This is a genomic window from Actinosynnema sp. NPDC059335, from assembly GCF_042752395.1.
GTDB lineage: Bacteria > Actinomycetota > Actinomycetes > Mycobacteriales > Pseudonocardiaceae > Actinosynnema.
This window is the reverse complement of the sequence record NZ_JBHYXZ010000046.1, coordinates 1-14,906: the sequence shown is the minus strand read 5'-3', so window position 1 is coordinate 14,906 and position 14,906 is coordinate 1. Positions and strand designations below refer to the sequence as shown.

General features: G+C 74.0%; 6 protein-coding genes. All 6 read left to right on the top strand.

The features are described from left to right. Positions 1 to 34 precede the first annotated feature (34 nt). The 6 genes from ACFXGA_RS16740 (at position 35) to ACFXGA_RS16715 (ending at position 14,753) form a co-directional block, all read left to right on the top strand. Positions 35 to 9,088 (top strand): DNRLRE domain-containing protein, encoded by a 9,054-nt coding sequence (locus tag ACFXGA_RS16740; RefSeq protein ID WP_378088691.1) that lies wholly within the window; start codon positions 35 to 37, stop codon positions 9,086 to 9,088. Positions 9,089 to 9,112: 24 nt separating this feature from the next. Next, entirely contained in the window at positions 9,113 to 9,853 is a 741-nt protein-coding gene (locus ACFXGA_RS16735) for a hypothetical protein (protein WP_378088689.1), read from the top strand. A gap of 111 nt (positions 9,854 to 9,964) precedes the next feature. Then, a complete protein-coding gene (locus ACFXGA_RS16730) occupies positions 9,965 to 11,494 on the top strand; it encodes an MFS transporter (protein ID WP_378088687.1) in 1,530 nt (509 codons plus the stop codon). A 312-nt stretch (positions 11,495 to 11,806) separates the two neighbouring features. Further along, positions 11,807 to 12,469: a lytic polysaccharide monooxygenase gene (locus ACFXGA_RS16725; RefSeq protein ID WP_378088685.1), complete on the top strand. Its 663-nt coding sequence runs from the start codon at positions 11,807 to 11,809 to the stop codon at positions 12,467 to 12,469. Between the two features lie 605 nt (positions 12,470 to 13,074). Continuing rightward, entirely contained in the window at positions 13,075 to 14,007 is a 933-nt protein-coding gene (locus ACFXGA_RS16720; RefSeq protein ID WP_378088683.1) for an ATP-binding cassette domain-containing protein, read from the top strand. Next, the gene (locus ACFXGA_RS16715; RefSeq protein ID WP_378088681.1) at positions 14,004 to 14,753 is read left to right on the top strand and encodes an ABC transporter permease; all 750 of its coding nucleotides are present in this window, start codon (positions 14,004 to 14,006) and stop codon (positions 14,751 to 14,753) included. The genes ACFXGA_RS16720 and ACFXGA_RS16715 overlap by 4 nt, the downstream gene beginning before the upstream one ends. The last annotated feature ends 153 nt before the right edge of the window (positions 14,754 to 14,906 follow it).

Genomic DNA, 14,906 nt, shown 5'->3' with positions numbered 1-14,906 from the left:
GTCGGCAGGGTAGTCCGGGGGGAAGGATCACGTGGTGAGACCACGTCTTGCTGCTCTGCGCGCGTCCCGTCGCGGCGTCGTCCTGGCCCTCGTGGCCGCGCTCGTCATCGGCGCCGTGGGCACGGCCCTGGCGGTCGTGTTCGTCGAACAACGCCAGCGGTCGGAGGTCGCCGCGCTGCCGGGCCACGGACCGGCGCAGCAGTGGGGCGACGACCCCGGCGCGGTCGACGGGCAGGCGGTGAACAAGGCCGAGCCGGTGTCGCTGCAGGCGCAGTTCCCGCCGATCGGGGGACAGCCCGAACCCGGGCCGCAGTCCAACGACGCGCGCGTCGCCGACGCCGCGCCCCGCGAGGTCCGCGGCTTCGAGGAGGGCGTCAGCCGCGAGCTGGTCGACCGCCGCACGGACCGGTCGCGCACCTACGCCAACGCCGACGGCACGGAAACCACCGAGGTGAGCCAGGACCCGTTGCACCACCGCGCGCCCGACGGGTCGTGGGCGCCGGTCGACCCGACCGCGGTGCCGGTCGGCGACGAGGGGTGGCGCAACGCCTCCGACGGCGTGGACGTGCGGCTGGCGCGCACCGCCGACGCCGCGCCGCTGGTGCGGATGGCGTTGGGCGACGGCCTCGGCTTCGGGTTCTCGCTCGCGGGGGCCGCCGGCCGCACCGGTGTGGCCGAGGCGTCCCGGGTCACCTACCCGTCCGTGCGGCCCGACGTGGACCTGCGGCTCGACCTCCGACCGGGCGCGGTCAAGGAGACCCTGGTCCTGCGGTCCGCGGCCACCCCGCGCAGCTTCACCTTCCCGCTGCACCTCGACGGGGTCACGGCCAAGGCGGTGGACGCGGGCATCGAGCTGGTCGACGCCGAAGGGCGGCGGCGCGCGCTGATCCCGTCCGGGCACATGGAGGACTCGCACGACGGGCCGGCGGGTCCCGCGTACTCCGCGGGCGTGCGCTACGAGCTGGTCGGCGACGTGCTGCGGGTGCGCCTGGACGACGCGTGGCTGGCCGACCCGGCGCGCCGCTACCCGGTCCTGGTCGACCCGACCGTGACCACGGCCGAGTCGCCCGCGAGCATGTACGTGCAGCGGCAGAGCGACAACCAGAACTTCGGCAACGCCGCCGGGCAGGAGTTGCGCGTCGGCACGGTCCGCGACGGCGGCGTGACCATCCACGCCGCGAGCTACCTGTCGTTCCCCGGCATCGAGAACAGCCTCCGCAACCACAAGGTCTTCGGCGCGTCGCTGGCCCTGACCAACTTCCACTCGTACTCGTGCAACGCCCGCCCGGTGACGGTGCACCCCGTGACCGTGCCGTGGACGGCCGGCAGCGGGCACACGTTCCCCGGCCCCGCCTACGGCGGCGAGCTGAACAACGCCTCGTTCGCGTACGGCTACATCGCGCCCGGCGCCACGTGGTCGAACTGCCCGCAGGCCACCGCCGCCATCCCGCTCGGCGCGGCGGGCCGGGACCTGGTGCAGCGGTGGGTGAACGGGCAGGAGGCCAACTACGGCCTGACCGTGCGCGCGTCGGAGAGCGACCAGTACGGGTGGAAGAAGTTCTACGGCCACGGCACGGCGAACAAGCCGCGCCTGTTCATCACGCACTCCCCGTACGACGCCGCGTACCGCATCGACCGGCCGGTGCCGCAGCCCGCGCTGCTCAAGGGCGGGCAACCCGGCAAGGTCGCCATCACGGTCACCAACAACGGCGCGACGACGTGGACGCCCGGCGAGTACGTGCTGTCCTACCGCCAGTTCTCGGCCAACGGCGCGCCCATGGTGCAGGTCGACGACTCCGCCGCGCTGCCGCACGACGTCGGGCGCGGGCAGTCGGTGTCGCTGGAGGCGGCGATCACCCCGCCCGCCGACTGGGGCCGGTACACCTTCGAGTTCAGCATGCACCGCAAGGGCCACGCGTACTTCGTGGACGAGCAGGTGCCACCCGCGGTGCTGGTGCTGGAGATGAAGAACGTGCCGCCGGTGCTGCGCGCCCAGTACCCGCCCAACGGCTACTCCGCGCCCACGCTCACCCCGACGTTGTGGGCCAACGGCCTGGACGTCGACAACGGCGGCGCGGGGCTCCAGCACCGGTTCGTGGTGTGCGACAAGGCGAACCCGTCCTCGTGCACCGACTCCGGCTACCACGACGATCCGTCGTGGACGGTCCCCGCCGGCGCGCTGCGGTGGAGCAAGACCTACCTGTGGAACGCCTACGTCAAGGACTCGGGCGGCGCGGAGAGCGCGCCGGTGCAGGGCAGCGCGCTGCTGACCGCCGTGCCGCAGCCGGAGATCACCGCGCACCTCGGCAACTCCCCGTACAGCGGCAAGGCGGGCGACGTGGACGCCCAGGTCGCCAACTACCGCACCAGCGCCATCGACGCCTCGGTGGGCACGACCGGGCCGCCGCTGACCGTCACCCGGACCTACAACAGCCTCGACCCGCGCCGCGACCTGCTCTTCGGCGCCGGGTGGACCACCCAGTTCGACATGCGCGCCGTCGAGGACCAGGACGGCACGGGCAACGTGGTGATCACCTACCCGGACGGCGGGCAGGTCCGCTTCGGCCACCACGGCGACGGCACCTACGCCCCGCCGCCCGGCCGGTTCGCCACGCTGTTCCGCAACGCCGACCGCGGCTGGACGCTGGTCGACAAGAACGCCACCGGCTACTACTTCCGCGCCGACGGCAGGCTCGCCCGCGTCACCGACAACGCCCTGCGCGCGGTCGAGCTGACCTACGACACCGCGGGCCGGCTGAGCCAGGCCCGCAGCCCGCTCACCGGCCGCCACCTGACCTTCACCTGGACCGGCGCGCACGTCACCGCCGTCGCCACCAACCCGGTCGACGGCGTGACGCCGACCTGGCGCTACACCTACGACGGCGACAAGCTCACCCGGGTGTGCGACCCGGAGGACGGGTGCGCCACCTACGGGCACACGACCGGCTCGCACTACCGCAGCGCCGTGCTCGACAGCAGGCCCGAGTCGTACTGGCCGCTGGGCGACACCGGCGACAAGGCCGCGAGCCAGGTCGGCGTCAACCTCGCCAAGGACTTCGGCACGTACGTCGCCGTGCAGCGGGGGCGTCCCGGCGCGCTCGCCGGGTCCGCCGACGCGGCCGCGGGCTTCGACGGGGTCGGGTCCCGCCTCACCCTGCCCGACCACGCGATCGGCAAGAACCGCAACGCCGCCGTGGAACTGTGGTTCCGGACCACGAAGTCCGGTCCGCTGCTGGCGTTCCAGGACAAGCCGTTCGACCAGACCGGCCAGACCGCCACCGCGCCCGTCCTGTACGTCGGGACGGACGGCCGGCTGCGCGGCCGGTTCCGGACCGACGGCGCCGCCCAGTCGCCGCCGATCACCACGGGGTCGGCGGTCAACGACGGCCGGTGGCACCACGTGGTGCTGTCGGCCTCGGTGGCCTCGCAGGCGCTGTTCGTGGACGGCGTGAAGGTGGGCGAGCTCGCCGGCGTGGTGGACAACGAGGTCCTGGCGCACGGCCAGGTCGGGGCGGGCATCTCGGTCAACCCGGCGGTGGACTGGCCCGCGTGGGGCGACCGGCGGACGTGGTTCTTCGAGGGCGACGTGGACGAGGTCGCCGTCTACGCCCACCCGCTCGGCGCGAACCAGGTCGGGGCGCACCACGCCGCCCGCGCCGCCGCCGACCAGGTCGCCGAGGTCACCCTGCCCACCGGGCGCGTCGCGGCCCGACTGCGCTACGACACCGTGCAGGACCGCGTGACCGAGTACCTCGACGGCGACGGCGGCACCTGGAGGTTCGGCACCCCGGTCATCACCGGCGAAGGCGTCAACCTGGTCCGCACCGTCCGGGTGACCGACCCGGCGAACCGCAACCACTTCTACGACTTCGACCCGCTGCGCGGGCGCGTGCTGCGGCAGCTCTCCCCGCTGGGCGTCTCGACCCGCGCCGAGGACACGCCGCCCGACCCGGACGCGCCCACCACGACGCCCACCACGTGCGCGCCGGTGCCCGGCGGCAGCTTCTGCGACGTGCCGATCGGGGGCGGCGGCGGGTTCGTCGACGTCGAGTTCCAGGGCGTGCGCACGTTCGGCTATGACGAGTCCGGCTTCCGGACCACCGTCACCGACGAGACCGGCCGGCAGGTCGTGCTGGCGCACGACGAGCGCGGCAACGTCACGGCGCGCACCACCTGCCGCGGCATCTCCAACTGCCAGACCGCGCGCTACGGCTACCACGTGAACCCGGCCGACGCGACCGACCCGCGCAACGACCGGCTGCTGGAGCACCGCGACGCCCGCTCGTCCGGCCCGACCGACAACCGCTACCGCACCTCCTACGCCTACGACACGCGCGGCAACCTGCTGTCGCAGACCACCCCCGACGGCGGCGTGGTCACCCACGCCTACACCGACGGCAACGAGCCCGGGTTCGCGGGCGGCAACCAGCCCGCGGGCCTGGTGAAGCTCAGCCGCGACGCCGAGGGCGGCGAGACCCGGTACTCCTACTACCGGACCGGCGACCTGGCCGAGGTGCGGACGCCCGCCGGCCTGCGGACCGTGCACACCTACGACGCCCTGGGCCGCCGGCTCACCACCACGGTCTTCTCCGACTCCCACCCGCAGGGCCTGACCACCGCTTACGCCTACGACACCCGGTCGCGCCCGGTCCGCGTGACCGAGCCGCCGACGGTCGACGCGATCACCGGCGTCACCCACACCGTGCGCACCGACGTGGAGTACGACGCCGACGGACGCCGGGTCCGGGTCGAGACCAGCGACCTGACCGGCGGCGACGAGCCGCGCGTCGTCACCACCTCCTACGACCGGCACGGCCGGCCCGAGCGCGTCACCGACCCGCTGGGCGGTGAGACCAGCCACGGCTACGACGCCTTCGGCAACCGCACCTGGACCGTCAACGCCAACGGCGTGCGCTACGAGTTCGCGTACACCGCCCGCAACGCACTCTCCGAGGTCCGCCTGCGCGGCTGGCAGGGCGACCCCGAGGGCGCGCCGCCGATGCCGCACGGCTACCTGGTGCTCGCGACCCACTCCTACGACGGCGCGGGCAGGCTGGTGCGCAGCACCGACGCGATGCGGCGCACCGAGGTCCGCGAGTACTACGACGACGACCTGCTGCGGTCCCGGAAGTTCCTCGGCTACGCCCCGGCCGGCGGCACGAAGCCGCAGGTCGAGGTCGAGCGCAACACCTACGACGCCGCGGGCAACCTCACCGAGCAGGTGCTGGCCGGCGGCCGGGTGACCACCTACGAGCACGACGCGGTGGGCCGCCGCACCGCCGCCACCGACGACCCCGCCGGGCTCAAGCGGCGCACGGTCGTGGACTACGACCGCAACGGCAACGTCAAGCGCGTCACCCGGACCGGCGACGAGTCCAACACCGGCGGCGTCGCGAGCGCGGCCGAGGTGGTCGACTACACCTACGACCCGGCGGGCCGCCGCACCGCCGAGGCCACCCGCCTCGGCACCACGTCCCTGGTCACGACGTTCGGCTACGACCAGCGCGGCCTGGTCACGTCCGTGACCCCGCCCCGCGGCAACGAGCCCGGGGCCGACCCGGCCGCGCACACGACGTCCTACGCCTACGACGCGGCCGGCCGGCCGGCCGTCGTCCGGCTCCCCCCGGTCGAGGTGGAGTCCGGCGGCGGCGCGCCCGCGGTCACCCGGCCGGAGACCAGGACCGGCTACAACGCGTTCGGGCAGGTCACCGGCGAACGCGACGCGAACGGCTCGGTCACCCGGTTCGAGGTCGACCGCCTGGGCCGCGTGGTCCGCGCGCACGGACCCGCCTACACCCCGCCGGGCCGGACCACGCCGGTCACCGCCACCGACGAGACGGCCTACGACGCGCTGGGCAACGTCGTCCGCACCACCGACGCCCGCGGGGCGGTCGTCGACTACCGCTACGACCAGCTCGGCCGGCTGGTCGAGGAGACGGTGCCGAGGCCCGACGCGCCGACCGAGCCCGCCGGCTCCTGGCGCTACACCTACACCCGCGCCGGCGAGGTGCTGTCCGCCTCGGACCCCTCGGGCGGGCGCACCGAGTCCACCTACGACGGCTTCGGCCGGATGACCACCGCCACCGTGCTGGAGCGCTACCCGGCCACCACGCTGACCACCGGCTACGAGTACGACGACGCGGGCCGCGTCACCCGGATCACCTCTCCGGGCGGCAACACCAGGACGTTCGAGCACGACGCCGTGGGCCAGGTGGTCCGCGCGACCTCGGCGGCGGGCGTGACCACGCACTACGGCTACGACCTCGGCGGACGGCTCGTCCGCGCCTCCGACGCGCTCGGTCGCACGTCGCGGGCGGGCTACGACACCGCGGGCAGGCTCACGTCCGCCCGGCGGCTCGGCGCGAGCGGCGCGCTGATCGGCCGCGCCACGTTCGGCTACGACGCCGACGGCAACCTCACCACCGCCACCGACCCGCTGGACAAGCGGACCACCTACGCCTACGACGCGCTGGGCCGCCTCGTCCGCCAGGTCGAGCCCGTCGCCGACGGGCAGAGCACGACCACGACGTTCGGGTACGACGCGGCGGGCCACGTGACCCGGTTCACCGACGGCCGCGGCCACACCACCGCCTACGCCGTGAACGCGCTGGGGCTGCCGGAGTCCGAGGTGGAGCCCGCCACGGCGGCCCACCCGGACGCCGCGGACCGCACGTGGACCACGACGTACAACGCGGCCGGTGACGCGGTCGGCCTGCGCTTGCCCGGCGGTGTCACCCGGACGCGCGAGTTCGACGCGCTGGGCAGGCTGACCCGGGAGACCGGCGCGGGCGCGAAGGCGTCCACCACCGACCGCGTGTTCCGCTACGACGTGCTCGACCGCCTGGTCGGCGTGCAGGGCGTGGGCGGCGAGAACACCTACACCTACAACGACCGCGGCTCGCTGATCGGCGCGACCGGCCCCGCCGGCGCGTCGACCCGCCAGTACGACGCCGACGGCAACCCGACCTCCCGCACCGACGCGTCCGGCACCACCGTGACGACGTACGACAGGGGACGTCCCGCCACCGTCACCGACGGCCTGACCGGCCTGACGCAGACCTACGGCTACAACGCCGCGGGCCAGCTGGAGAAGGTCGGCTACGGCGGCGGCCGGGAACGGGTCTTCGGCTACGACGACGCGGGCCGGCTCGCGTCCGACACCGTCGCCGGCGGCCGGACCACCTACGGCTACGACAAGAAGAACAGGCTGACCGCCAAGACCACCCCGGCCGGGGCCAACACCTACGGCTACGACCACGCGGACCGGCTCACGTCGTGGACCTCGCCCGCGGGCACGGTCGCCTACGAGTGGGACGCGGCGGGCAACCGCACGCGAGCGGGCGACCAGGTCTCCACCTACGACGAGCGCAACCGCCTGCTCACCGAGGGCGGGCGGGCCGTCGCCCACACCGCCCGCGGCACGAGGGCCGGCGACGACGTCGCCTTCGACGCCTTCGACCGCATGACGAAGGACGGCGCGCGGACCTACGCCTACGACGGCCTGGACCGCGTCGCCACCCGCGACGGCCAGGTCCTCACCTACGGCGGCCGGTCCAACGAGCTGGTCGCGGACGGCTCCTCCACGTACTCGCGCGGCGCGGGCGACCAGCTGCTCGCGCTCGGCCGCGACGGCGTCGCACGCCTGGCCGTGACCGACGCGCACGGCGACCTCACCGCGACCCTGGACCCGGCCGGCGACCTGACCGCGCCCGCGGACACGGCGACGTTCGACCCGTTCGGCCGCGTGGTGGGGACGACGGGGGTCGAGCGGTCCATCGGCTTCCAGGGCGACTGGACCGACCCGGACACCGGGCGGGTCAACATGACGGCCCGGTGGTACGACCCCGGCAGCGGCGGCTTCGCGTCGCGCGACGACTACCCGCTGCCCGGCACGCCGTCCGGCATGGCCAACCGCTACGCCTACGGCCTCGGCTCGCCGCTGGACCACTCCGACCCGAGCGGCCACCTGCCGGACGACTGGTGCCTGTGCGGGCCCCGGCCGGACGGCGACTTCGGCGACGGCTGGTTCGACAACCTCGACGACCTGTTCTGCGGCCTGTTCCCCGTCCTCTGCGGTGGCGGGTCGGACTCCTCGACCCCGCCGCCGCCCACGGAGCGCGACGGCGGCAAGGGCGACCACACCGGCCAGGGCACCGGTTTCGGCAAGGGCGATCCCTCGAACGGCAGGAACTCCGGCACCGGCAGGGGCAACGGCAAGGGCAACGGCCCGAGCCCGACCGACATCGCCCGCGAGCGGGCCAGGGAGTTCGGCCGCGCCAACCCGCTGCCCGTGCCCGAGGCGCTGACCCAGCCGCTCTACGGCACCGACAGCACCCCGCCGGTGTCGTCCTCGCCGAACCTCCCGTCCCAGGTGGCCGGCGACTTCGCGAACCCGGTGGACGACGTGAACGACGCGTACGCGGCGGTCTACGCGAACCTGCTGGAGCAGAACGGGTCGGTCGTCCAGAACGTGTCCGCGTCGCTGCGGTCGCCGACGTGGCTGACCGGCGGCGGGTGCTGGGACTGGCTCCAGAGCGCGTGCGACGCGGGCGACGACCTCGTGTTCGAAGCCGACAAGGCGTTGTCCGACGTCGAGCACTACCTGGACGCGCACACCGACGACATCGGCGGCATGCTGTTCGGCGCGGGAGCGGTCGTCGGCGGCGCGGGCCTCGTGTCGCTGAGCGCCCCGCTGGTGCTCGCGCCCGTGTCGTGCGGCACGGGGGTGCTGTGCCCGCCGGGGCTCGCGGCCGGGGCGCTCGGCCTCTCCGGCGTGGCCGTCGGCGGTGGCCTGGTCCTCGGTGGCGGCGCGCAGTTCCAGCAGAGCCTGGGCGGGATGTTCGACGGCGACTCCGGCTACGAGAAGCGGTCGGACGGCACGCCCGAGCCGGTGGGCGTGCCGAAGAAGCGGGACGACAAGTGGTTCAAGCGCCACGGCATCGACCCGCACAAGGAGAAGTACGAGGTGTTCGGCGAGCACGGCGCGCAGTACGACCTGTACGTGGACCGCGCGGGCAACGTCTACGGCGTCCGCAAGGGCGAGGACTCCCGCTCGGGCGAGTACATCGGCAACGTGGATGATTTCTAGTGCGACGGAGGGGGTGGACGAGTGGTGACGGGTGACGACGACGCGGACCGGACGGGGTACCCGGGCTTCCGGGTGGACGACCCGCCCCGGCTGCGGCCCCTTCCGGTCACGCTGCGGCGGATCGCCCTGGCCAAGCTGTCCTCGGTGGACTCCTTCAGCGCGTCGTTCGGCGGCGAGGGCTTCGGGTTCGCCCCCTGGTTCACGGTGCTGGTGGACTACGACGACGTGCTGCGGTTCGTCGGCGTGTACCGCGGTGAGACCGTGCGGGACATCGGCGAACGGGAGCCCTCGCCGGAGGACGAGCGGCGGTTGTGCGTCCGGCACTCGGAGTGGGACCGGGCGGCCGACGTCGCCCGGGCCCCCATGACGGCGGAGCTGGGCGACTACCTCGCGTCCGGCCCGCAGATCACCGACCGCTACGCCTTCACCACGACGCACGAGTCGGCGGACCTGACCGGGGCGACCGCCGGCCTGCTGGCCGACCTCGCCCGGGGGTTCGCGATCAGCGCGTCGCCGCCGCGGCGGTCGCCGTGGCACCACCTGTCGGTCGAAGTCGCCGACGACCTGTTCGTCACCGCGTTCCGGTACTCGCCCCGGCTGGCGCGCTGCGACGTCCTCGAAGCCGGCCTGCCGCCGTGGCTCGACCGGGCGCTGGCGGTCGCCGACCGGGGCGGGGCGGAGCCGGACGAGCCGATCCGCCTCCACGTCCGCCACTCGGTCCGGGAGCTGGTGAACGCCCCGATCCGGCCGCCGCGCCGGCCCTGATCCGACCCCTCGGGGCGGAAATCCCGGGATTTTTCCCGCGAGGTGTCGATCCGGGCCGTCGCCGTTCGAGGAGAAGGTGACGGACACGATCGAGGACCTCGGGAGACGACGATGAGGGCAGGACGACGCGAGTGGTCGGGGCTCGCGGTGCTGGCGCTGCCGACGCTGCTGCTGTCGCTGGACATGAGCGTGCTGCACCTGGCGGTGCCGCACCTGGCCGCCGACCTGCGGCCGACCGGCACCCAACTGCTGTGGATCATCGACGTCTACGGCTTCATGATCGCGGGGTTCCTGGTCACCATGGGGACCCTCGGCGACCGGATCGGCCGGCGGAAGCTGCTCATGACCGGTGGCGCGGCCTTCGGCGCGGCGTCGGTCGTGGCGGCGTTCAGCACCAGCCCGGAGATGCTGATCGCCGCGCGGGCCGTGCTGGGGATCGCCGGGGCGACGCTCATGCCGTCCACGCTGGCGCTGATCGGCAACATGTTCCGCGACCCGAGGCAGCGCGGCACGGCGATCGCGGTGTGGATGAGCTGCTTCATGGGCGGCATGGTGATCGGTCCGGTGGTCGGCGGCGTGCTGCTGGAGCACTTCCGCTGGGGCTCGGTGTTCCTGCTTGCCGTGCCGGTCATGGTGCTGCTGCTGGCCACCGCGCCGAAGCTGCTCCCGGAGTACCGCGACCGCGGCGCCGGGCGGCTCGACCCGGCGAGCGTGGCGCTGTCGCTGGGCGCGATCCTGCCGATCGTCTACGCGCTCAAGGAGACGGCGAAGGACGGCGTGTCGGCGGTCAACGCGGTCGTGCTCGTCGCGGGCGTGGCGGTCGGCGCGGTGTTCGTGCGCCGGCAGCGCGGTCTGGCCGACCCGGTGCTGGACCTGCGGCTGTTCCGGGTGCCGGCGTTCGGCGCGGCGTTGAGCATCATGCTCGTCGGCGCGTTGACCATGGGCGGGGTGTTCCTGCTGGTGAGCCAGTACCTCCAGCTGGTCGCCGGGCTGTCGCCGGCGCGGGCCGGGCTGTGGCTGGCGCCGCAGGCGGGCGCGGTGGTCGTCGGGTCGCTGCTCGCGCCGCGGCTGGCGCGGCGGTTCCGGCCGGAGTTCGTGCTCGGGTTCGGGATGCTGGTCGCGGCGGCGGGGATCCTGCTGTTCACGCGGGCCGACGCGGTCGGCGGGATCGGGTTCGTCGTGGTCGGGCTGTCCGTCGCGGGCTTCGGGATGGGGCCGCAGGGCGTGCTGTGCACGGAGATGGTGGTGGGGTCGGTGCCGCCGGCGAAGGCCGGCGCGGCGTCGGCGATGTCGGAGACCAGCGGCGAGTTCGGCATCGCCATGGGGATCGCGGTGTTCGGCAGCCTCGGCACGGCCGTCTACCGCGACCGGGTCGAGATCCCCGCGCAGGTGCCCGCCGAGGCCGCCGCCCTGGTGACCGACGGCATCGCCGGCGCGCAGCGCGCCGCGGCGTCGCTCCCGGCCCCGCTGGCGGACGACGTGCTGGCGACCGCGCGCGACGCCTTCTCGTCCGGCCTGCACACGGTGTCCGTGGTCGGCGCGGCGGTCGTCGTGGTGTTCGCGGTGGTCGGCATGGTCGCGCTGCGCCGGACCCGCCCGGCGGCCGCCGAGGAGCCCGAGCCCGCGCCCGTCGGGGCGTGAGCCGGCGAGACGGACGCGTCGGCACGGGTGCGGACGGAGCCGGTGCCGTTGGGGCGTTCGGGCTAGTCGAACGGGTCGGGTTCGCGCGGGGCGGACCCGACCCCGGATTTTTCCCGAGTCGTGACATCGATGCGTAAGCGCAGGTCAACGGCCGGTTACGTGGTCACTGTCCGTCGCGGCGCGGAACCGCGCGCAACCATTACCCAAAGTTTCGTTGAAGTTTCGCTCAGTGACAGATAGGCTCAGGACCGCTCTGGGAGCGCTCCCAGCGAAACACCGCCGCTCAACCATCCGAAGAGTGGAGGCCCTTCCATGCGTATGCGCAGCAGCTCCGGGTCCGCAATGAAGCGCCGGGGCGCAATCGCGCTGGCCCTCGGTCTGTTCGCAAGCATGTTCCTCTGGACTCCGACGGCGTCGGCGCACGGCACCATCGTGGGTCCCGCGACCCGCGCCTACCAGTGTTGGCAGTCCTGGGGCAGCCAGCACACCAACCCGGCCATGCAGCAGCAGGACCCCATGTGCTGGCAGGCCTTCCAGGCCAACGCCGACACCATGTGGAACTGGATGAGCGCGCTGCGGGACGGCCTGGGTGGCAACTTCCAGGGCGCGACGCCCAACGGCACCCTGTGCAGCAACAACCTGTCGCGCAACGCCTCGCTGAACAAGCCGGGCAACTGGCGGACCACCAACGTCGGCGCCAGCTTCAACATGCACCTGTACGACCAGGCGAGCCACGGTGCCGACTTCTTCCGGGTCTACATCAGCAAGAACGGGTTCGACCCGAAGACCCAGACCCTCGGGTGGGGCAACCTCGACCTGGTCACCACGACCGGTCGCTTCGCCCCGGCCAAGGACATCAACTTCACCGTCAACACCAACGGCTCGTACCGTGGTCACCACGTGGTCTTCACGATCTGGCAGGCCTCGCACCTGGACCAGGCCTACATGTGGTGCAGTGACGTGAACTTCGGCTGAAACCCGGTCGCCTGACCGAGAGCACGCAGTAGCCGGCCCGGTGTCGCCCCAGCGGCACCCGGCCGGCGCGCGCGCCGGGGGGATGCCCCCACGCCCCACGCGCCCCCCTCGCGCCGCGCCGTTGGCGGGGGCGCGCCGTCTCGCGCGCGGGGCGCGGGGCCCCCCCGCCGCCCCCCCCCCCGGGCGCGCGTCCGGGCTCGATCGCCAACGCCCGCCCGGCCGCACCTGTCCGACCGCGCTTGCCGGGCCGCGTCCGCCGGGCCGTGCCCGCCCGGCCGCGCTTGCCGGGCCGCGCTTGCCGGGCCGCATCGGCCCAATCGCTCTTGCCCGGTCGCTCTTGCCGGGCGGCGGCGGCTCCATCGCTCTTGCCCGGTCGCTCTTGCCGGGCCGCGTCGGCTCGATCGCGTTTGCCCGAGCGCGCCTGCCCGGCCGCGTTTGCCCGGCCGTGCTTGCCCGACCGCGCCCGCTTGGGCGTGCCCTCCGGACCGACCGACCGACCGCCCGACCGGCCGCCGAGCGCCCCGCCCGCCGGCCCGCCACCCGTGTCAGCGCCCGTGTCAGGAGCGTGTCAGGGGCGTGGCGGGCCCGCCGCCGACAGTGGTCCCATGACGAGTTCGGCGATAGCGGTTTCGGGGTTGCGGAAGGCGTACGGGGACAAGGTGGTGCTCGACGGCATCGACCTGGACGTCCCCGCGGGGTCGGTCTTCTCCCTGCTCGGCCCCAACGGCGCGGGCAAGACGACGACGGTCAACGTGTTGACCACCCTGGCGGCGGCGGACGGCGGGACGGTGCGGGTCGCCGGGCACGACGTCGGGACCGAGGCCGAGGCGGTCCGCCGGGCCATCGGGGTCACCGGCCAGTTCGCGGCGGTGGACGAGCTGCTGACCGGCCGGGAGAACCTCCGGCTGATGGTCGACCTCCGGCGCGGGGCCGACCGGCGGGTCGTCGGCGAGCTGCTGGAGCGGTTCGACCTGGCGGACGCGGCGCGCAAGCCCGTGTCGACCTACTCCGGCGGCATGCGCCGCAAGCTCGACCTGGCGATGACCCTGGTCGGCGGCCCGCGGATCATCTTCCTGGACGAGCCGACGACGGGGCTGGACCCGCGCAGCCGCCGCACGATGTGGACGATCATCCGCGAGCTGGTGGCCGACGGCGCGACGATCTTCCTCACCACCCAGTACCTGGAGGAGGCCGACCAGCTCGCCGACCGCGTCGCGGTCCTCGACCGGGGCCGCGTGGTCGCCGAGGGCACGCCCGACGAGCTGAAGCGGCGCGTCCCCGGCACGCACGTCCGGCTGCGGTTCGCCACCGCCGCCGGGCTCGACGCGGCCGCGCGGGTCCTCCCCGGCGCCACCCGCGACGACGAGGCGCTGGTCCTGCGCGTCCCCGGCGACGGCGGCACCGGGTCGCTGCGGGGCCTGCTCGACCGGCTGGACGAGTACTCGCTCCCGGCCGAGGAGCTGACCGTCCACACGCCGGACCTCGACGACGTCTTCCTCGCCCTGACGGGCCACGACACGGAGGTGGTCGCGCGATGAGCGCCCGATCCCACTCGGCGGTGATGCTGCGCCGCAACGTCCGGCACCTCGTCCGGAACCCGACCTCGGTCTTCAACGCGGTCCTGATGCCGATCATCGTCATGCTGATGTTCGTCTACATGATGGGCGACGCGTTCGACGTCGGCGTCGACTACATCGACTACGCGACACCGGGTCTGGTGCTGCTGGCCGTCTGCTACGGCCTCGGCGCCGCCGCCACGGCGGTGAACTCGGACATGACCAAGGGCATCATCAACCGCTTCAAGGTCATGGACGTCTCGCGCGGCGCGGTGCTGACCGGTCACGTCGTCGCGAGCGTGCTGACGAACCTGGTCGCCGTGGCGGCGCTGGTCGGGGTGGCGTTCCTGCTGGGGCTCAGCCCGGCCGCGGGCCCGCTCGACTGGCTCGGCGTGGTGGGCGTGGTCGTGCTGCTCGGCTTCGCGACCGGCTGGCTCACCGTGGCCCTGGGGCTGGCGGCGAAGACGCCGGAGACGGCGGGCCTCGCGTCCGTGCCGCTGGTCATGCTGCCGTTCTTCAGCAGCGCCATCGTGCCGGCCGAGAAGATGGGGCCCGGCCTGCGGGAGTTCGCCGAGCACCAACCGTTCACGCCGGTCATCGAGACGCTGCGCGGCCTCCTGGCCGGCGCGCCGGACCCCGCCGTGGCGACCACCGCCGTCGCGTGGTGCGTCGGGATCGCCCTCGGCGGCTACCTGTGGGCGCGCGCCACGTTCACGAAGCGAGCGTGACGGCGGCCAGCTCGCGCCACCCGGTCACCGCGCCCTCCCCGGGCGCGGCGGGGGGCCCCGGGGTGGCCGCGGGGGGGGGGGGCGGCGGCGGGCCCCGCTCGGCGCGACGCTCGTGACGGCCGCCGTCATCTCTTCGGGTGCTTATCGGACCGA